Annotated in this window: 16 protein-coding genes; 7 read left to right on the plus strand and 9 right to left on the minus strand. The window is 42.8% G+C overall.

Annotated elements, in window-relative coordinates:
* Positions 1-133 precede the first annotated feature (133 nt).
* Positions 134-1,816, plus strand: coding sequence for an energy-dependent translational throttle protein EttA (ettA, locus tag RYH73_RS19765; protein WP_335315208.1), 1,683 nt, complete (start codon positions 134-136; stop codon positions 1,814-1,816).
* 73 nt (positions 1,817-1,889) lie between these two features.
* Here the strand turns inward: ettA and RYH73_RS19770 are convergent, their stop codons facing one another.
* The 3 genes from RYH73_RS19770 to RYH73_RS19780 form a co-directional block, all read right to left on the minus strand.
* Positions 1,890-2,555, minus strand: a complete 666-nt coding sequence (locus RYH73_RS19770) for a class I SAM-dependent methyltransferase (RefSeq protein WP_335315209.1) — start codon at positions 2,553-2,555, stop codon at positions 1,890-1,892.
* An 89-nt stretch (positions 2,556-2,644) separates the two neighbouring features.
* Positions 2,645-3,277: an ABC transporter substrate-binding protein gene (locus RYH73_RS19775; protein WP_335315210.1), complete on the minus strand. Its 633-nt coding sequence runs from the start codon at positions 3,275-3,277 to the stop codon at positions 2,645-2,647.
* Positions 3,278-3,381: 104 nt separating this feature from the next.
* Positions 3,382-4,209 carry a hypothetical protein gene (locus RYH73_RS19780; RefSeq protein WP_335315211.1) on the minus strand — a complete coding sequence of 276 codons (828 nt, stop codon included), beginning with the start codon at positions 4,207-4,209 and terminating at the stop codon, positions 3,382-3,384.
* A 372-nt stretch (positions 4,210-4,581) separates the two neighbouring features.
* On the opposite strand from RYH73_RS19780, the gene RYH73_RS19785 reads away from it, so the two are divergent.
* Complete coding sequence (locus RYH73_RS19785) at positions 4,582-5,055, plus strand: ribonuclease H-like YkuK family protein (RefSeq protein ID WP_335315212.1); 474 nt, start codon at positions 4,582-4,584, stop codon at positions 5,053-5,055.
* Between the two features lie 769 nt (positions 5,056-5,824).
* Positions 5,825-6,331: a TlpA family protein disulfide reductase gene (locus tag RYH73_RS19790; RefSeq protein WP_335315213.1), complete on the plus strand. Its 507-nt coding sequence runs from the start codon at positions 5,825-5,827 to the stop codon at positions 6,329-6,331.
* On the opposite strand, the gene RYH73_RS19795 is transcribed toward RYH73_RS19790, so the two are convergent.
* The 4 genes from RYH73_RS19795 to RYH73_RS19810 form a co-directional block, all read right to left on the minus strand.
* A complete protein-coding gene (locus RYH73_RS19795; RefSeq protein WP_335315214.1) occupies positions 6,324-7,382 on the minus strand; it encodes an ABC transporter ATP-binding protein in 1,059 nt (352 codons plus the stop codon). The genes RYH73_RS19790 and RYH73_RS19795 overlap by 8 nt on opposite strands.
* A 106-nt stretch (positions 7,383-7,488) precedes the next feature.
* Positions 7,489-8,352, minus strand: a complete 864-nt coding sequence (locus tag RYH73_RS19800) for an outer membrane beta-barrel protein (protein ID WP_335315215.1) — start codon at positions 8,350-8,352, stop codon at positions 7,489-7,491.
* Between the two features lie 146 nt (positions 8,353-8,498).
* Positions 8,499-9,242, minus strand: coding sequence for a hypothetical protein (locus tag RYH73_RS19805; RefSeq protein WP_335315216.1), 744 nt, complete (start codon positions 9,240-9,242; stop codon positions 8,499-8,501).
* On the minus strand, positions 9,223-9,789 hold the full coding sequence (locus tag RYH73_RS19810; protein WP_335315217.1) for an RNA polymerase sigma factor: 567 nt from the start codon (positions 9,787-9,789) through the stop codon (positions 9,223-9,225). Before RYH73_RS19810 ends, RYH73_RS19805 begins: the two co-directional genes overlap by 20 nt.
* A gap of 375 nt (positions 9,790-10,164) precedes the next feature.
* Between RYH73_RS19810 and RYH73_RS19815 the strand changes: the two genes are divergently transcribed.
* The 4 genes from RYH73_RS19815 (at position 10,165) to RYH73_RS19830 (ending at position 17,217) form a co-directional block, all read left to right on the plus strand.
* Positions 10,165-11,262, plus strand: coding sequence for an Ldh family oxidoreductase (locus tag RYH73_RS19815; protein ID WP_335315218.1), 1,098 nt, complete (start codon positions 10,165-10,167; stop codon positions 11,260-11,262).
* Positions 11,263-11,375: 113 nt separating this feature from the next.
* Positions 11,376-12,542, plus strand: a complete 1,167-nt coding sequence (locus tag RYH73_RS19820; protein WP_335315219.1) for an efflux RND transporter periplasmic adaptor subunit — start codon at positions 11,376-11,378, stop codon at positions 12,540-12,542.
* Positions 12,543-12,596: 54 nt separating this feature from the next.
* Positions 12,597-15,758, plus strand: coding sequence for an efflux RND transporter permease subunit (locus RYH73_RS19825; RefSeq protein ID WP_335315220.1), 3,162 nt, complete (start codon positions 12,597-12,599; stop codon positions 15,756-15,758).
* Positions 15,751-17,217: an efflux transporter outer membrane subunit gene (locus RYH73_RS19830; RefSeq protein WP_335315221.1), complete on the plus strand. Its 1,467-nt coding sequence runs from the start codon at positions 15,751-15,753 to the stop codon at positions 17,215-17,217. Before RYH73_RS19825 ends, RYH73_RS19830 begins: the two co-directional genes overlap by 8 nt.
* A gap of 192 nt (positions 17,218-17,409) precedes the next feature.
* Here the strand turns inward: RYH73_RS19830 and lepB are convergent, their stop codons facing one another.
* Together lepB and dapB are read right to left on the minus strand one after the other, a co-directional pair.
* Positions 17,410-18,834 carry a signal peptidase I gene (gene lepB / locus RYH73_RS19835; RefSeq protein ID WP_335315222.1) on the minus strand — a complete coding sequence of 475 codons (1,425 nt, stop codon included), beginning with the start codon at positions 18,832-18,834 and terminating at the stop codon, positions 17,410-17,412.
* A 118-nt stretch (positions 18,835-18,952) separates the two neighbouring features.
* Entirely contained in the window at positions 18,953-19,699 is a 747-nt protein-coding gene (gene dapB, locus RYH73_RS19840; RefSeq protein WP_335315223.1) for a 4-hydroxy-tetrahydrodipicolinate reductase, read from the minus strand.
* Between the last annotated feature and the right edge of the window lie 71 nt (positions 19,700-19,770).

The raw sequence follows: 19,770 nt of genomic DNA on the forward strand, positions 1-19,770 counted from the left end.
AGCGCTTTATGTAACTTTTATCAACAATTACGCCATTTCTTTCGCCTGTAAATCTTGTCAGTCTTTATGATACCTAAAGTTACGTCTTTATGACTAAATATCGCCATCTTTGCAGTAGAATTTTATCACAAACATGTCAGACGAGAAAGTAATATTTTCGATGGCCGGCGTAAATAAGATTTACCCGCCTCAAAAACAGGTACTGAAAAATATCTATCTATCTTTTTTCTACGGAGCCAAAATTGGTGTCATTGGTTTAAATGGATCCGGGAAATCCTCTTTGCTGAAAATTATCGCCGGCTTGGACAAATCGTATCAGGGTGAAGTTGTTTTCTCTCCGGGATATTCTGTGGGTTATTTAGCTCAAGAACCTATTCTTGATCCAGGAAAAACGGTTAAAGAAGTAGTAGAGGAAGGGGTCGCAGCGATCAAAGCCATCTTAACGGAGTATGAAGAAATAAATGAAAAATTCGGGTTGCCGGAGGTTTATGAGAATCCCGATGAAATGGAAAAACTGATGAATCGCCAAGGCGAATTACAAGATAAAATTGATGCAACAGGTGCCTGGGAACTTGACAATAAGCTGGAAAGAGCGATGGACGCCCTTCGGTGCCCTGACCCCGACGCAGCAATTGCCAATTTGTCAGGAGGCGAGCGCAGACGAGTGGCATTATGTCGCCTTTTATTGCAAGAACCGGATGTGCTGCTGCTGGATGAGCCCACGAATCACCTCGATGCCGAATCGATCGACTGGCTGGAGCAGCACCTGCAACAGTACAAGGGAACGGTAATCGCTGTTACGCACGACCGATATTTCTTGGATAATGTGGCGGGGTGGATACTTGAACTCGACCGTGGCGAGGGAATTCCTTGGAAGGGTAACTACTCTTCGTGGTTGGACCAAAAAGCTAAACGTTTGGCGCAAGAAGAAAAAACAGAAAGCAAACGCCAAAAAACACTGGAACGCGAGTTGGACTGGGTTCGTATGGCCCCGAAAGCTCGTCATGCAAAATCGAAGGCTCGCCTTTCTAATTATGAAAAACTAGCTTCCGAGGAAACAAAGGAACGAGAAGAAAAACTGGAGCTTTTCATTCCACCCGGACCTCGTTTGGGTAATGTCGTTATTGAGGCACAAAATGTATCGAAAGCTTACGGAGATAAGGTGTTATTTGAAAACCTTACATTTTCATTACCCCCTGCAGGTATCGTGGGTATTATCGGACCGAACGGAGCAGGAAAAACCACTTTATTCCGATTAATAACGGGGCAAGAACAACCTGACACGGGGTCTTTCCGCGTAGGAGAAACGGTTGCCTTGGGCTATGTTGATCAATTACACGATGATTTAGATCCAAACAAAAATGTTTGGGAAAATATCACGGGCGGTCATGACAACATCGTCTTGGGAAATCGTACCGTTAATTCACGGGCTTATGTTTCAAAATTCAACTTTAATGGTGCCGACCAACAGAAAAAAGTAGACGTACTTTCGGGCGGGGAACGCAACCGTGTACACCTAGCCATTACCCTCAAGAAAAGCTCCAATGTTTTATTGTTAGATGAGCCCACCAATGATATTGATGTGAACACGCTTCGTGCATTAGAAGAGGGACTCGAAAATTTTGGTGGATGTGCCGTGATTATATCGCACGACCGCTGGTTCCTGGATCGGATATGCACGCATATCTTAGCTTTTGAAGGCGATTCGCAGGTATATTTCTTCGAAGGTAATTATTCTGAATATGAAGAAAACAGAAAGAAAAGACTGGGCGATATAGCACCAAAAAGAATTAAGTATAAGAAGCTGGTGAAGTAGCTTTCGTTGTTCGTTATCCGTTATTAGTTACTCGTCAATACCGGCCGAATAACTAATAACCGGTAACGAATAACTATGTATCTTTCTTCAACACAAAAAACACATCTTCTTTAGTAACAGGATCGCCGGTAAAGGTTTCTCCCAGTGAACTTATGATTGTATAGCTTTTTTCGGAAAAGGCGGTCCTTTCACAAAGTGTCATCCCTTCCTCAGGACTATATAATGTAAAACCGTAAGCGGTAAAAGGAAGGCTTTGCATAAATGCCTTGCTTCGGATAGCAAGGCAAAGCAATCCGCCTGGTTTAAGCACACGATACAATTCGGCCAGTACCGATAAAGGCTCCTGCCAAAAATACAATGTATTGACGGTAAAAGCCTTATCGATAGACTCATCTTCAAAAGGTAACTGAAGCCTTTTGAGCAGAAATAGACTGACAGAACCACCTTCTAGAAAAGCGCGATTAATCTGCCTCGCCTCTTCTATCATCACTTCGGAAATATCCGCTCCAAGATAATGGATATGCCTTCCCTTATCCAAAACATAAGACGCGAATCGCGCATTCCCAGGGCCCAATTCAACGACTTTCTCACCATCTACGATGCCAAGCAAGTCAATTGCATGCCGCGTCATTTCACCATTGCTTTCATTCATTCGATTGCCAACCTCCACCCCCATCTCTCCTGAGGGACATGCAAGCTGCGCGGCAATTTTTTCAAAATCAGGTTTATTTTCTTTCATGTTGTTGAGTTGTTAAGTGGTTGAGACGTTAAATCGTAGCGCGAACTATTTCGCTACTTAACTACTTCCCTATTTCCCTACTCAACGAATTAACTAAGTTCAAACTTCATCCAGGACTCCCCTTCTCCACCATAAATGAAGTACTGGGGATACAGAACCTCCGCCATCAATTCGACATCGTTCGCCACATCCGACAAGTTTTCAAGCAAGTGCTTTTCACCGTCTATTAGATAGATTTTGTTCTGCTGAATAGCGGGAACACGTTCCCATTCGGCATCAGCCAATAGGGCAGGGATTTCTCCCAACAACTGAAACATCGACTTATTTCTTGCCGGAAAAACAAGCACGTCCGGTCCTCCTTCCGCTACCTCGCCTCTATAGGCGCGCCCTCCCGCGGTTTTTATAATCATATCCATATAAGCTGCTGACCCATCTTCCTGCACACTTTCCGTCACTACCTGAACAGATGGCCGTTGGTTATCAGGAATAAATTTAAGTTTATGAACAACAATGTTAATGCGCTCGGTCAGTGCTTCGATAAGTTCCTCCGCTTGCGGGGATACATTCAAAGTGCTTCCTATACTGGTGATACTCGCATAAATTTGCTCCACATGCTGGAGTTTTTGTGTTAGAATAGGTGTGCCCTCCAGCAACTTCACACATGCCTCATCTAAACCTAAAGCCTTAACCACAGTCGCCACACGCGACATATTATCTTGCATAATTCCTGTTTTTTACAAAGCAAACTTAGATAAAATGACGGGGATAAAAAAGGGGCCGCCAGCATCTGATTGCTAACAGCCCCCACCTTTAGAAAGGGATTCTGTTACTCGCTCAATTTCACTTCGCGCGTAATGGAGGTATTATCACCTTTTATTTCATTTCCATCAGGTCCGACCAACGTTAATTTCACCTTCAGATCACCTTTAGGAGCACCCGTAATCTCATAAGGGCCCCATTTATCCAATGTAATAGTTGTATCGTTGATTTCTGCTTTTACTTTATTGCCCGAAGCTGACAGTTCCGTATTCACAAGGTAAAAGTCCAGCAATAAATTTTCCGTATCTTTTCCTTTATACTCTCCTTTCGGACGGCTGTAAAACAATGCAGCATCAGCCGGTACAGGTAATTCTTCGTATTTCCCCTGATCCGTAATTTTAAAATGCTTTAAAACATAAGCCTTTGGCTCTTTAATCGATTCATGATAAGAGCGAGAAAGAAAAGACAACAAATAATGTTCCGTTCCCTTTTTCAAACTGACGCTATTTTCGGGTTTATAAAGTGCTGAATAAGGTTGATTGTCCAAAATAAAATGAATGTGCTGTCCCTCAGCCGAATTGGCCATATGATCTGCATTATGATCGGCTGTATGTTCTGTAAGCGTAAAGTTTTTTACAGCATATTTCACATCCAGTTTCACTGAATCTTGAGAAGCGCCCGGAGTTGCCGTAATAGAGGAAACAGCCAGTTCAGCCCCTGGAAAAGCCTTCGAGTCGGCCACCGGAGTTACGCTGATTGCACTCGCTGCAGTCTCCACAGAAGCCATACTGTCAGCCTCTTCGGTTGATTTTGTACCCGATTGATTACATGCTGACAAAGAAGCTACTACAAATGCGCCCGCTGCCAACGTCATGATTTGAGATTTAAATTTCATATTGTTATTTTTTACGATAAGTACTAATTAAGATTAATATCTAATCTAATAATACAGCTAAGTAACGTATTTGTTTATAAAGGACGAAAAATCTGACGTAAAATATTGGTTATTGGTTGTTAGTTGTTAGTTATTGGTTGTGCATTGCGGGTTGCGGGTTGCCTGTTGGCTAATTGGCTAATTCACCAATTGGCTAATTACCTACTTAATAACTCAACGTCTCAACAACTCAACGTGTTGATAATTAACCAAATGTTAACAAATAAACCACAATACCTTTACGTGGAAGCATTTCAAATACATTAACTTTATAGCATAGATCGAAACGCAGGCAAGGGCTATTTAGATTTTTAACGTAATACCTTTAAATTTATGACCTGGAAAAAATTTAGCGGAGAACCCATTCGCAAACCACTTCTCGAAGAAGTAAGCACAGCCATCTCGAAAGAATATGCATTAGGTAACAAGCTCAAAGTCTGCATTGGCACCGATTCACAGGTGAAAGGCCAGATTACGGATTTTGCGACCGTAATCGCTTTTATTCGCGAAAAGAAAGGAGGCTTCATGTTTATTCACCAAGAACGAACGTTGCTAAAAATGAGTATCAAAGAACGCATGCTGGCAGAAGTGCAACGCTCTATTGAAACCGCTTATACGCTTTGCGACATTTTGGATACTTATCATGTCGACTTAGAGGTGCATGCTGACATTAACACCAATCCGATGTTTAAGTCGAACCAGGCGCTTCACGAGGCGATGGGATACATTTTAAGTATGGGATTCGTGTTTAAAGCAAAACCGGAAGCTTTTGCAAGCTCTACTTGTGCAAATAAAATGGTGCAGTAACGGAATTTTTGATTCCCGGTCGTGAGCTTTTTTTAAATGATGAGCGAATTTTGGACATAAGGTCTAGGTAACAAGACATAGAACCATAACTGTCTGAGATGAAAGATCAAGGATTTCGTTTAAAAAAAAGAAGGATTAATTTTGTCGCTTAATGGCAGCGACATCGCCAACTACTTTCTTTTCCGCAAAGAAAGTAGTCAAAGAGCCGACCGTAGAGAGCCCATGAACACCTTTAAAAATAACTAAGTAGTGAATAAACTCGCCGCTGCAAAATTTACAGGAATGTTAGTGCCTCCCACTACATGACGTAAATTTTGGAGGCGGCATTGTCGAAAGCGAAAGGTATGTGCTTTTAACCCGACGTATTAGCTTTAGCTTCGTGCTATAGCCCTGTGCGCGGGAAGAATGGCCTTGGAGGATACCGAGGCAATGAGCAGCAAAGCATTTGCACGTACGTTCATATTGCAATACTCAAGCGGATTGAGGAAGTGAAACGGCTCCAATACGCGCCGGTAATGCTTTGCAATCAGGTGCAAGGTAGCCTACGCCGCCTTGATTTTTGGTTCTTTTCATCCAAGGAAAAGAACATATATTAAATGAAAAATTAACTAAAATAAAGGTTCCTTTAATATAAACAATTCATCTATGTGTTAAAACCGAAACCGACCAACGGGAGTTCGCCGAAAGTAATCCCCAGCTGGCAGATAAATAATTTGGCGTTTGTCTTGATACTTGATACTTTTGTCTTGATACTAATAAAACAACAGCAATGAAACACATTTTCTTTTTTTTGGTAGGCTTTCTGCCAGTATTTTCTTACGCACAAGATCAACAAGAATGGCTGGTTAAGCTAGGCGACAAGGCTCCTGATTTTTCCTTTACCCTTGCCGACAGCAGCTTGAAAAATTTGCACGATTATAAAGGAAAAGTGGTGTTGATCAACTTTTTTGCAACTTGGTGCCCACCCTGTCGAAAAGAACTTCCACGCGTTCAGGAGGAGATTTACAATCAGTATAAGGAAAATAAAAATTTCGAACTCTTCGTCTTTGGTCGTGAGGAGAACTGGGATAAGTTAGGACCATTCATTGAAAAAACCGGTTATACTTTTCCGATTTTACCGGATCTGAAAAGAGAGATATTTTCAAAGTACGCCAACAGTGGTATTCCAAGAAATGTCGTCGTAGATGAACAAGGAAAAATCATCTACCTATCACTGGGTTATACAGAAGAGGAATTCGATAAGCTATTAGCGGTTTTAGCCGAGAAACTTAATTGAGTACGTTAAAGTTTAGAATTTCTACCGAAACAACTTGCCCAATGTGGTATCGATTTGGTTCTTTGTTGATACAACGCAATTGCACCTTTTCGTGGACCAGCACAATTTCTTCATAAAAACCTTTGAACAAAATTCCTTGTACAGCGAATAAAGGTTCATTTTTTTCTTCACCTAATCGTATCCATTCCGGATGTATAATAGTCTCTTTCGCTCCGACGTCGGGTAATACAACGCTCGTCTCTTCCCCCGACAATACATTACTTCTCGCCAGGAGCTTCGCGGTATAAGCATTCGGTGGATTATTATATATTTCTTTTGGACTGCCTGCCCCCATCAAATTGCCATCCTGCAAGATTAATAAAGCGTCGGACAAGGCCAACACCTCGCTTGGGTCATGCGACACCATGATCACGGTAAGGCCGATCTCATCAACAATCTTTCGGATATCCCGCTGCAAATGATCGCGGAAAGAAGCATCTACTTGGTTAAAGGGCTCATCCATTAATAAAACTTGTGGCCCCGTCACCAGCGCGCGTGCAATGGCTACTCGTTGTTTTTCACCTCCGCTTAGGTCAGCAATACGTTGTTTTGCCAGTCGCAAAATATTCAGACTATTTAAGGCAATCTCCGTTTTATCATGCTTTTCCTGTAAGTTGGTGTTTGATAAACGCGAGGCCACATTATCCCAAACATTGGCATAGGTATTTAAATCATCAAAATGCTGCGACACCAATCGCATATCGTCATGCCCCGGAATCAACTTATCAAAAGGCCCGGGCACTTTCCATCCTTTAAAGCGAATTTCACCCGCGTCGGGATTCACAAGACCATAAATCAGTCGCAATAAGGTGCTCTTTCCGCTTCCACTTTCTCCTATAACCGCGGTAATCTTGCCCTCCTCTATGCTAAAAGAAATCGCATTTAAGCCTAAGCTATCCGGTTTATCCGAAAAACGCTTTGATAAATTATCAACCTGAATATATGCTAATCCTTTTTTCTGCGTATCCGAAACCACAAAATCGCAAGAAGGGGTATTTGTATTATTTGCCATCAAAAAAACTTACACTTATAGTGTAAACGCCCCGAAGATAAAAAAATTTTAGGCATTCATGAACGATCGGTTGATAGGATCACCAGCAACCGATCGCGCTAAGGATCTAGAAAAAGAACATAAGACCGAAAGACATGTTGCGCAGCCCCTCCTGCTGTGGACTATTCTCGAACATATCATTGAAATAATATTTAGCATACAAACCGACCCACTTGTAGCCAACACGTGCGAAAGCACCATAGCGAAATTTGGCATAATTGAAGTCGTCCTTCACCTTTCGCTTCCCTTCTTCTTCGCTCTTGAATTTCTGGCTTCCACTCAACAGAAAACCGCCAATAGGACCATAAGCTATTCGTAAATCACGGTCCATGCCCAATCGATGTTCAAAAGTAATCGGTATTCTTAAATAACTGGAACTGAAACGGTTCTTACTGTAGTGAATATCCGATTCCGTGTAGCTTAAAGGTGTTGTATTCCGATCAAATATAATATCATTTTTCAAGCGGATGTGTGTCCAGTCGAAACCAGCGGATAAAAACAACCTGAATTTCTCATTAAACCGATACCCGAATTGAAAAACGTCAAAGCCTACATTGATTGTTTTCCAGGTCCTATTTTTTAGAAAATCGTTCTCCGGACTTAGCGTAAAACTACCATTGTCTAATAAAGTAGCCAAACCTAAATCAAAACGAGCAAAGGTAATCCCTAAAATAACCTTCGGCTTTTGTTTGAGAAAGTCTGAACTTCTGTCTTTATGTAAACTGTCGCAGGGGTTACACCGCTCTACTTTTACCATATTATCTCCATCCGAACCCCATTTGATGGTAAGCTTACGTTTTCCTTCCGTTTTGACCGTGTCCATATCCGTGGTATCACGTATTCCCTCCATCTTTAATTCAGAACCACTGCTTACACGAAAGCCACCGATCAATGCAACAACTGTTAAACCTGTAAATAAAATATGCTTCATATTATGTTCCGTTTTATCTTTTTTCTTTATTTAACATTAGCTGAGTTGTTGAGTTGTTAAATCGTACTTCCTTACTTAACCATTTAACTACTTAACTATTTCCCTATTTAACGACTCAACCATTTAACTACCTAACTATCCCCCTATCACAACTTAACTTTCAGTGCTTTCAAATCAACAGCTACTTTCAATGTGCCTTCATCGTCGCTGGCAAAAGACAGCACCTTTGCATCACCATGATCAACCGAACCCACTACATAATTTAAGATCTCACCAATGCCAAAATTTTTCTTTTCTCGGCTTTTTAGTCCTCGATCGTTTAACTTGGGGGTTTCAAGAAACACAAGTTGCAGCTCCTTTTCTTCCGTGCGTTCGCTATAGGGAGGTACAGCAATCGTTACGACCTCATTGTCAATCGTGGGTCGGTTGCCTGTACTTGCGGCCGCGCTCTCAATCGCCGTGACCAGCTTATTTTCAGGATCCGTTATTTTTCGGTCGCTGCTTTTTTTCGTCAAATCCCGTTTCACAAGGGATGGGCTCGTAGAAACCACACCATTATTTTCAACTACTTCACGGTTCTCCTGAGGCACAGACGATATGATTTCGTCCTTCTCCTCTTTTAAGGCTTCCTTTTTAGCACTCAAATATACAACTTCATGTGGCTGTTTAACATAAATGAGCCCCATTCCCAAACCAAACGCCAGCATAGCTGCTATTGACCACCACCTCAAGACCTTTTTCGTTTTAAGTGGTTTTGTTATCGGTTCAACAGCCTGCTGATCTAGTTGTTCAGCAACCGTTAACCATAGGTCTGCCCGAACGCTCGGTTCAAAAGAATCAAGCTTCTTCCGCACAGCTTCATCAAAAAGATTATCCTGCATACGATCCATAATTACCCCCTCTTTCTAACATTATTAATTTACTTTTCAACCAAGTTCTTGCACGCGACAATTGCGATTTCGAAGCACCCTCACTTATTTCCAATGCAACAGCGATTTCTTTATGGGAATATCCTTCAATGGCGTACATATTAAACACCACGCGATAACCATCCGGCAATTGCTGAATCAGCGTTAAGAGATCACGCACTTCCAAATCCTCCATATCAAAAGTCTGCTGCTCTTCGTCGAAAACCGTATCGACACTTACCGTATTTTGTATTACTTTATTTTTTCGAAGCATTTCAATCGCGGTATTAACAAAAATCCTTCGTATCCACCCCTCAAACGACCCTTCCCCTCGAAAACCAGCGATAGACTGAAATACCTTGATAAAACCATTTTGTAACATATCCTCCGCCTCTTGTTCTGAAACAGCATAACGCAAGCATAAGTTGAACATCTTTGAAGCGATTGCCCGATACAACGACTCTTGCGCCTTTCGTTCCCCCTTTCGGCAGCCTTCTACTAAATCATCGATGGTGTATAATTGCTTCAAATTATGTTCCCTTTTTCTCTTAGATGTCAAGAATACCAAAAAGGTTGCACATGATGGTGTTTTTTTGTTGAGTAGTTGAGTAGGGGATTAGTTAATTAGCCGGTTAGCCAATTGGTGAATTAGCCAATGAAGCATGGGCGTGAAGTAGAGAAATTGTGGAGTGGTTGAGACGTTAAATAGTTAAGTAGTGGGTTGGTTAATTATTCATTAGTGTTTATTTAAAGGCATTATTTATAGGAGCTCCCCCGAGTCTTCGGGGTCGGTTAGTTTGATAATGTTGGTACGAATAACTAATAGCTTGCAACGCGCAACTAATAACTAATAACAATTTATTAAGTTTGCGAAATACAAAACAAACAGCAAAATACAAAACATTTGGAAAAGACCGATATACGTATCAATGAATCAGACCTACGTCAATTCACCGAACAAGTATTCCTTGCCATTGGCTGCTCAGTGGCCCACGCGAAGCTGGCTGCGGACGTACTTGTTGCAGCTGATTTGCGTGGCATTGATTCCCACGGAACAGCACGATTAAGCGGATATGTTCGGCTCTGGCAGAAAGGTCGACTAAATCCTTCTCCGCAAATACGCATTGTGCACGAAACACCTACCACCGCCACCGTAGATGGAGATCGTGGTTTAGGCCTAGTGGTGGCGCCCTATGCGATGGAAATCGCCATCTCAAAAGCGAAAACTTATGGCTCCGGTTGGGTAGCCGTCCGTAATTCCAATCATTTCGGTATTGCTGGTTACCATGCGTTATTAGCCGTTGAAAAGGATATGATTGGTTATGCAATGACCAATGCCAGTCCCTTGGTTACGCCTACTTTTAGTAAAGAACGTATGCTTGGTACCAACCCAATGTGCTATGCTTTCCCAGCCGGAGATTATCCACCGGTTATTGTCGACATGGCTACCTCAGCCGCTGCAAATGGCAAACTTGAAATTGCCCAACGCAGTGGATCTCCCATTCCCGAAGGATGGGTACAAACAAAAGACGGTATCCCTTCGGTCAATTCACATGAACTTAAATCAGGCGGATCTTTGCTTCCCTTAGGGGGTGACCGTACACATGGCAGTCATAAGGGTTTTGGTTTAAGTGCGACAGTTGATATTTTAAGCGCTGTACTTTCAGGGGCGAACTACGGCCCATGGGCCCCACCTTTCGTTGCTTATTTAGATCCTCACCCACAACCGGTTGGAGAAGGTCTGGGGCATTTTTTAGGTGCATTAAGGGCCGATGGTTTCCGTCCGATAGCAGATTTCAAAGCGCATATGGACAATTGGATTAGGCGGTTCAAACAGGCAGAACCCATTGATCAACAACAACCGGTCATTATTCCCGGTGAACCGGAACTAGCTGCATCTATCGAACGAAAGATGAAAGGAATTCCAGTTGTCAAAAGTGTGCTCGACGATTTATCAAAGCTGGCAGATGACCTCGGTTTATCGCCATTAAGTACCGACTAATTATTTTTGGCATCAATTCTGAAAACTATTAGCTCGCAAGTAACAAACTTATTTCAAAATGTTTTGTTGAAAAGCAACAACATGCTTAAACTACGAAAACATAAAAAACGTCAATGATTATTAAAACAAGTAAAAGCATTAAATCCCTATTAACACTCACTACAGGCCTTTTTTTGCTGGCAATTACCAGTAGTTGTCACTCCGGGTCCTCCAATGCAGAAGATGAAAACAATCAGCGGTTAAACCTTCCTGTCTTCATGGTAGATACCGGAACAGCATTGACCGAACGGGATTACCTAGGTACCATTGAAGGAAAAGTAAATGTAGAGATCCGTCCACAGGTTGAGGGCATTCTTGAAAAGATCTATGTCGATGAGGGAGCTTACGTAAAACAAGGGCAAAATCTTTTTAAAATCAACGAGCAACCTTATATGGAAGCGCTCAAAAATGCCGTTGCAGAAGAAACGGTTGAGAAAGCCAAAGAGAAGAATGCGCAACTGGAAGTAGAAAGTTTAAAGCCATTAGTAGACAACGATGTGATTTCAGATGTACAGCTTCAAACAGCTCGTTCAAATGCTGATATTGCTACCGCTTCTGTTGCAAAAGCAGCAACTGCCGTTGCAACAGCAAAAATAAACCTCGACTTCACCAATATTAAAGCACCCTCCAGTGGTTATATAGGTCGGATTCCGAAGCGCATTGGAAACCTGATTACAAAAGGCGATTCGCAGCCGCTCACGGTGCTTTCAGACACCCGGGAAGTATATGTGTACTTTTCTATGAGTGAGGCGGACTTCCTGCATTTTACCAAGGGCGGGCGGTCAAATGACTCATCGGCCAATAACGACATGTTGATTCCCTATGTACGCCTTATACTGGCCGACGGCACCGAATATGCGGAACGAGGAATTGTAGATGCCATCGACGGACAGGTAAACCGCACCACTGGTGCCATTTCCTTACGGGCTTCCTTCGCCAATCCGCATGATGTACTTAGACAAGGGAACACCGGTACCTTGAAGATGGAAGAAAAGAAACCGGGCGCCTTGTTGATGCCTCAAGTGGCGGCCGTAGAGCTACAAGACAAAACCTTTGTCTATATTGTAACACCTGATAATAAGGTAAAGATGCGCGCTGTTGTTCTCGACGGAGTCAGCGGGCCTAACTATATCGTTAAAGATGGGTTAAGACCAGGTGATCGGGTGGTATTAGCGGGCTTCGATAAATTGGAAGACGGCTTGGCCATCAATCCGCAACTGCAAAATCCTAAACGCAGTTAAAATCCCCCTGTTAAGCAGCTAGAATAGTTAAACTCCATTAACGAGAGGAAAGAAATGTTAAAAACCGTCATAAGCAGACCCGTCCTTGCTACAGTCATCTCCATTTTATTGGTTATGCTGGGTATTGTCGGTATGCTCCAATTACCTGTCACCCGTTTTCCGGAAATTGCACCACCGAGTGTTAGTGTTACCTTATCTTACCCGGGGGCCAACGCCGAAACGGTGGCACAGAGCGTCTTATTACCCATTGAAGAGGCTATCAATGGAGTAGATAATATGACCTATATACGATCTACCGCCAGTAACACAGGTTCCGGTAGTATCAATATCTTTTTCAAAGCCGGCACCAATCCCGATCAAGCAGCTGTTAATGTCCAAACGCGTGTTTCAAAAGCGGCTAGCCAAATCCCTGCTGAGGTAAATGAAGCAGGGATTAGTGTAATGCCGAAGCAGAACGGTGTCATCATGACCATGAATATTTTCAGTAATCATCCCGATACGGTTTATGATGAAACCTTCCTGCAAGCCTACGCACAGATCAATATTAACCGTGAGTTGTTACGCGTTCCCGGCGTTGCGGCAATCAGCCGTATCGGGGCCAGAGATTATTCCATGCGCACCTGGCTTAATCCTGAAAAACTCGCGGTCTATGGTTTGGTTCCTCAAGATGTGATCGATGCCATCAAGAGTCAAAACTTTGAAATTGCACCGGGCAAGTTCGGTGAAGCATCCGATGAAGTCTTTGAGACTGTTTTAAAACACCGTGGCCGTTTTAGTAATCCCGAAGATTATGAAAATCTGGTAATCCGAACGAATGAAGACGGTTCCGTGCTCTATCTTAAAGATGTTGCCAGGATCGAATTCGGTGCTTCCAACGTAGGTTCAGACAATAAAGTGAATGGATTTCCGGGATTGACCATCAATGTAGTGCAAACGAGCGGGTCGAATGCCGTAGAAATCGACGGGCAAATACGAAAGGTGATGGAAAAGTTGCAGCAATCTTTTCCGGAGGGTATAACCTATGAAATCACCTATAGTGTACGTGACCAAATAGATGAATCGATCAGTCAAGTGAAACACACCTTGTTTGAAGCCTTTTTCTTGGTATTTGTGATCGTGTTTATCTTCTTGCAGGATTTTCGCTCAACGTTAATTCCAGCCATCGCCATTCCGGTATCATTAGTAGGAACCTTTTTCTTTCTTTTACTATTTGGCTTTTCCATCAATGTATTAACGATGTTTGCGTTAGTTCTAGCCATTGGTATTGTGGTAGACGACGCGATCGTCGTTGTGGAGGCCGTGCATCAAAAAATGGAACGAACTGGACTGTCACCCCGGAAAGCAACAATTTCGGCAATGAGCGAAATCACCGGTGCAATCTTATCCATTACCATGGTGATGGCAGCCGTGTTCCTTCCGGTCGGCTTCATGGAAGGCCCATCGGGTCTGTTTTACAAACAATTTGCTTATACCTTAGCAACCGCTATCCTGATTTCAGCGCTCAATGCCCTAACGTTAAGTCCAGCTTTGTGTGCTTTATTGTTGAGGAATACGCATCATGATGATAAGGAGAAAGCGTTAAAAGGAAGTAAATTTTCTAAATATTCACGCCGTTTTTTTGATGGATTCAATGTTGCCTTTGATACCCTCACCAATAAATATATTCGTTCTTTGAATTTTCTGTTGCGCAAAAAATGGCTTACACTCGCGTTATTGGCCCTGCTCTCTGCGACAGGTATCTTCTTAATGAACCGAACCCCTTCCAGCTTTATTCCGACAGAAGACGACAGTTTCGTCACCTTCTCGATGTCTATGCCACCGGGCGCCTCTTTAGCACGAACAACGGAAGTGCTGCAAAAAGCGGACAGCATTGTCAGAAAACGAGAGCAGATTTCGGGCATGACGACCATTTCGGGTTATAACGCCATCGACGCAACAGCCAGTCCAGCTTTTGCGGTAGGTTATATCAATTTGAAAGATCACAAGGACAGGGGGACCATCAAGGATATCAATGTCTTTATGGACAGTGTACGCAAAGATCTTTCGCAGATCAATGAGGCCTCTTTCAGTGTCTACCCGCGCCCCACAGTACAAGGCTTTGGTGACTTTAGTGGTTTAGAGTTTGTCTTACAGGACCGCTTGGGAGGCACCTTCGCCTCCTTCAGTAAGGTGGCAGGCAACTTTATTCAAGAGCTGCAAAAAAGGCCTGAAATTGAAACTGCCTTTACGCCATTTAAAGCAAATTTCCCACAATATCAATTGGAAGTCGATTTTGTTAAAGCGCAAGCATTAGGCGTCACAGCAAAGGATCTCATGACGACCATACGAGGCTATTATGGTCGTGTACAGGCCGGGGATTTTAGTCGTTTCGGACGACAATATCGGATCTATATGCAAGCAGATGCTCGTTTTACCAATGACCCGGAATCCTTCAAATCAATTTTTGTCCGTAATAAAAACGGTGACATGGTACCGGCCAATACGTTGGTCAAGCTACGAAAGGTTTTTGGTCCGGAAACAGTCAATCGATATAACCTGTTTAATGCCATTGCAATTAATGCTACGCCCTCTGCAGGCCATAGTTCAGGAGATGCCATGAAAGCCGTCGACGAAGTGGCTGCAAAAGTACTGACGGCAAATTATAGTTATGAATGGACCGGAATGAGCTTGGAAGAGCGACAAAGCGGAGGCCAAACCATTCTCATCTTTACTTTAAGTATTCTCTTTGTGTATTTCTTGCTGGCGGCACAATACGAGAGCTATATTTTACCTTTCGCGATTTTGCTTTCTGTACCTGTTGGCCTTGTTGGGGTCTATACAGCTGTTAACCTGGTTGGCTTGGAAAATAATATATATGTTCAAGTCGGCCTGATCATGCTTATCGGACTCTTGGCAAAGAACGCGATTCTTATCGTGGAGTTTGCCGTTCAGCAACGGAAATCCGGTTTATCGGTTTACGATGCCGCGATTGAAGGAGCACGCTTACGACTGCGACCTATTCTGATGACCTCGCTTGCTTTCGTTGCGGGTTTGATTCCTTTGATGTGGACGGTCGGTCCTTCGGCGCAAGGTAACCATTCGATCAGCATCGGTGCAGCAGGCGGTATGCTATTCGGAGTAACGGTAGGTATATTTGTTATACCCGTTCTTTATATGGTTTTTCAGCACATTGATGAAAAGGTAAAATCGAAAATGATCCAGGAAGAAGATGATTAAAAAGAATATAAACATAAGAAACTTCAGTTCAGTAGCCATTTTAACGATATTCCTTAGCCTACTGTTCAATGCCTGTAAAGTAGGAAGAGATTATAAGCGGCCGCATCTGAACCTTCCCGAAAAATATCGGGATGAAATCAGTCCGGCCGATTCAGTTGGAATTGGCAATATCTATTGGCGTGAATTTTTCGTCGATACGACGCTACGAAAAATTATTGACACAGCACTCACGAATAATTACGACATGCGAAAAGCGATGAAAAACATTCAAATCGCTAATCAACGTGTTTTTCAGGCACGCGCGGAATTTCTTCCCGATATTAATGCAACCCTCGGAAGCGTTAACCGACAGTATCGATCCAAAAATTTCTACTCAAATCCCTCTTCAAAATACTATGAAACAAAGGGTAAAGAAGCGCCGGAGACGATGTTTGATTATACGATGCAACACATGAGCAGTATTGGGCTCAGCTGGGAGCTAGACATTTGGGGCAAAATCCGGCGTATGAATGAACGAACGCTGGCCGAGTATTTACAAACCTACGAAGCCCGTAAACTTTTACAAACACAATTAGTAGCCAATATCGCCGAAGGCTATTACAACCTGTTAATGCTTGATGCCCAATTGGAAGTAGCCCGCCGAAATCTACAATTGACGGACAGCACCTTGCGCATTGTCAAATTGCAGCGGGACGCAGGCCAAGTAACCTCTCTTGCCATCCAGCAAACAGAGTCGCAAAGCCTAGCGGCGCAGTCGCTTATCCCACAACTGGAACGACAGGTGGTCATTCAGGAAAATGGCCTAAGGGCTCTTTCCGGTGAGCTCCCGGATAGTATTCCACGCGATGCCTCACTCACTGATTTTCTGATCGAAGATTCAGTTACTGCCGGTGTTCCCTTATATATGGTGAGTCATCGACCGGATGTCCGAGCCTCCGAACTTGCCCTGCGTGCGGCCAATGCGAATGTCGGTGTTACGCAAGCTTATCGTTATCCTGCTCTTACGATTGAAGCTGAAGGAGGTGTAAATGCGATGTTGTCCAAAAATTGGTTTAAGATCCCTGGATCACTATTTGGCGGTATCATTGGTAGCCTGACCGCGCCGGTTTTTAATAAAAGAAAAATTAAAACGGATATTGAGGTCGCAAAACTTGAACGGGATAAAGCAGAACTTGATTTTCAACAGGTGGTCTTAGATGCGATCAATGAAATAACCAATACACTCATCACCTTCAAAAAGCTACAGGAAGAGTATAATATCGCTGAAAACCGCGTAAAGGTAGCCCGATTAGGTATCAAGCAGGCAGGACTGTTATTCAAGGCCGGTTATGCTACCTATCTGGAGGTAATTACCGCGCAACAAAACGCAATCGATAGCGAACTTGAACTCGTTAGCCTAAAACAACAATTGTTGCTTGCCCGCGTTGAGTTATACAGAGCACTGGGAGGAGGAGCTTAGCTTTGGTTGTTGGTGATTAGTTATTCGTTGTTGGTTATTCGTAGTAACGCTAAAAGCAATGCTACTCAACCAATTAAGGTCTCGACTAATCAATCGGTTAACACCCGTGTTAACCATTCAACTTCAATAAAAAAGCCTGGAAAAGACCAGGCTTATATCGAATAACAAAAAACGATCAACGAATAACTAAAATTAATGGATTCCCATAAAGATACGGTTCCATCTGATCTTGTCGAAGAAAGATCCTTTATCATCTAAGCTAAGCCATACGAACAAAGCCTTCCCTACAATATGGTCTTCAGGTACAAAACCCCAAAATCTAGAGTCTAGTGAATTGTGACGGTTATCCCCCATCATCCAATAGTAATTCATCTTAAAGGTATAGCTATCCGCCTTCGTTCCATTGATATAATAGCCGTCGTCCTTTTTCTCCAAGGTATTGCCTTCATATATCGTAATAGCGCGTTCATAAATTGGTACCGTTTGTTCGTTTAACTGAGCAGTCCATCCTTGATGCGGTACAATGACCGGACCATAATTGTCGCGGTTCCAATCAGCGCCCTGCGGAAAGATATCCTGTGTAGGTTCCGGTGTACCTTTCGGATAAATGAGCGGTTTAATTTCTTTCACGTTTGCCCAACCTTTGATCGTATTTGCCAACGAAGGAGTAAGGTAAAATACATATTGATTAGGTTGTCCGGTTGAACCGCCTTCGATACGCATATCATTAATGCGGTCGAGGTTAATATCCGTACCATCAGTCGTCACTTCATACATCAGCTGCCCTTCCACCGGTGTCACTCCTTTCTTACCATTTACATAGACCTGTGCATCGGCGATCGAAATGGTATCTCCCGGAACACCGATAGCCCGTTTAATATAATTTTCACGTTTATCCACCGGCCGATTAAAAGGTGCATCCGCTTCCATTGGATAATTGAAGACCACGACATCATTACGTTTAATCTTCTGTAAACCTGGTAATCGACGGTAGTCCATTTCCAGACCATCCCAATAGGCCTTTGTTCCGGTGATCGGCATGGTATGATGTGCAAAAGGAAAAGCGATGGGCGTCATCGGAAGCCGCGGACCGTAGTTGATCTTACTAACAAAGAGAAAATCTCCGGTAAGTAAGCTACGTTCCATCGATCCCGATGGGATCATATAAGCTTCAATCAAAAAAGTCCTGATCAAGGTCGCAGCCACAACCGCAAAAACAATAGCATCAGCCCATTCCCTGGTTGCTGATTTTTTATAGGGGTATTTCTTTTTAAATTCTTCTGTAGCCGATGCACCCCAATAGCTTATCGTTTTATCAGCTCCCCATAAAGGAAAGACGATAAAAGGAACAATGATTGTACCGACCTGATCAAGAAAAGATCGCCGGCCAAAGCTCCGAACGAAATCAATGTATAAACCAATGCCGATAAAAAGATTTATAATAGGCACTATTAACAAGATAACCCACCACCAAGGTCTTCCCGTCAGCTTCGTCATTATATACTCACGATAAAACGGAACGAGTGATTCCCAACCGGGTCTTCCTGCTTTCACAAAAAGTAACCATAAACCGATCTGGGTGCCCAGGAAAAATACGACTAGAAAAGCTATTAACATGCCTTATAAAGTAAAAATTAAAAAGTCAAAATTAAAAACCCCCGAGGGGCTCATTGATACCCTTTAAAAAGAAACAAGATATCAATAGTTAAAAATCTTAAATATTAACACCAAATTGTTACATCCTATTAAAATCAAACATATCTGTAACGGCATAAAAGCCTTTCTTTCCGTGTAGCCATTCCGCTGCAATTACAGCCCCTAAAGCAAATCCGGCGCGACTATGTGCGGTATGTTTGAACTCAAGCTGATCCACTTCCGAGCTATACAATACTGTATGCGTACCGGGCACTTCCTCAATTCGGTGCGACTCAATCAACAACTGATTTTTTTTTGGAATAACCTCTTCACCTTCACCTACCAGGTTATTCACCCATTCATCCTTATCATCATTATAGTCCAAAATACCTTCCGCTATTGTAATAGCTGTCCCACTGGGTGAGTCCAATTTATGCGTATGATGGATTTCCTCTACTTGAACATCATACTGCTTATAAGGGCTCATCGCTTTTGCCAGCAGCTTATTGATATGAAAAAACACATTAACGCCAATACTGAAGTTAGACCCATAAAGTAAAGTTTTGTTACCCGCTTTACATTTTTCTTCGATTGCAGGCAAGTGACTGTACCAGCCGGTAGTACCTACAACCATTGGCGTATCTGCTTCAAAACAGAGGTAGATGTTCTCAAGAGCTCCTTGTGGCGTACTAAAATCAATGGCTACATCCACATCGGAAAAATCTTCTGCTACAATTTCATGACGGTTATTTTCATCGATAATCAGCGCGACAGTATGACCTCTTTCGGAGGCAATTTTTTCTATTATACGGCCCATTTTACCGTAACCAATCAAGGCTATATTCATTATATCAGTGCTATGTGTTTAGGTTTGCAATATACGATTTTACTTAATACGCGTAAATGTAGTAAATTTTG

The sequence above is a fragment of the Olivibacter sp. CPCC 100613 genome, from assembly GCF_036959255.1.
In the GTDB taxonomy this organism is placed as follows: domain Bacteria; phylum Bacteroidota; class Bacteroidia; order Sphingobacteriales; family Sphingobacteriaceae; genus Olivibacter.

What these genes read in the sequence shown, in the direction of transcription:
- ettA (WP_335315208.1), top strand. Translation starts at nt 134, where the DNA reads ATGTCAGACGAGAAAGTAATATTTTCGATGGCCGGCGTAAATAAGATT.
- RYH73_RS19770 (WP_335315209.1), bottom strand. Translation starts at nt 2,555, where the DNA reads ATGAAAGAAAATAAACCTGATTTTGAAAAAATTGCCGCGCAGCTTGCA.
- RYH73_RS19775 (WP_335315210.1), bottom strand. Translation starts at nt 3,277, where the DNA reads ATGCAAGATAATATGTCGCGTGTGGCGACTGTGGTTAAGGCTTTAGGT.
- RYH73_RS19780 (WP_335315211.1), bottom strand. Translation starts at nt 4,209, where the DNA reads ATGAAATTTAAATCTCAAATCATGACGTTGGCAGCGGGCGCATTTGTA.
- RYH73_RS19785 (WP_335315212.1), top strand. Translation starts at nt 4,582, where the DNA reads ATGACCTGGAAAAAATTTAGCGGAGAACCCATTCGCAAACCACTTCTC.
- RYH73_RS19790 (WP_335315213.1), top strand. Translation starts at nt 5,825, where the DNA reads ATGAAACACATTTTCTTTTTTTTGGTAGGCTTTCTGCCAGTATTTTCT.
- RYH73_RS19795 (WP_335315214.1), bottom strand. Translation starts at nt 7,382, where the DNA reads ATGGCAAATAATACAAATACCCCTTCTTGCGATTTTGTGGTTTCGGAT.
- RYH73_RS19800 (WP_335315215.1), bottom strand. Translation starts at nt 8,352, where the DNA reads ATGAAGCATATTTTATTTACAGGTTTAACAGTTGTTGCATTGATCGGT.
- RYH73_RS19805 (WP_335315216.1), bottom strand. Translation starts at nt 9,242, where the DNA reads ATGGATCGTATGCAGGATAATCTTTTTGATGAAGCTGTGCGGAAGAAG.
- RYH73_RS19820 (WP_335315219.1), top strand. Translation starts at nt 11,376, where the DNA reads ATGATTATTAAAACAAGTAAAAGCATTAAATCCCTATTAACACTCACT.
- RYH73_RS19825 (WP_335315220.1), top strand. Translation starts at nt 12,597, where the DNA reads ATGTTAAAAACCGTCATAAGCAGACCCGTCCTTGCTACAGTCATCTCC.
- RYH73_RS19830 (WP_335315221.1), top strand. Translation starts at nt 15,751, where the DNA reads ATGATTAAAAAGAATATAAACATAAGAAACTTCAGTTCAGTAGCCATT.
- lepB (WP_335315222.1), bottom strand. Translation starts at nt 18,834, where the DNA reads ATGTTAATAGCTTTTCTAGTCGTATTTTTCCTGGGCACCCAGATCGGT.
- dapB (WP_335315223.1), bottom strand. Translation starts at nt 19,699, where the DNA reads ATGAATATAGCCTTGATTGGTTACGGTAAAATGGGCCGTATAATAGAA.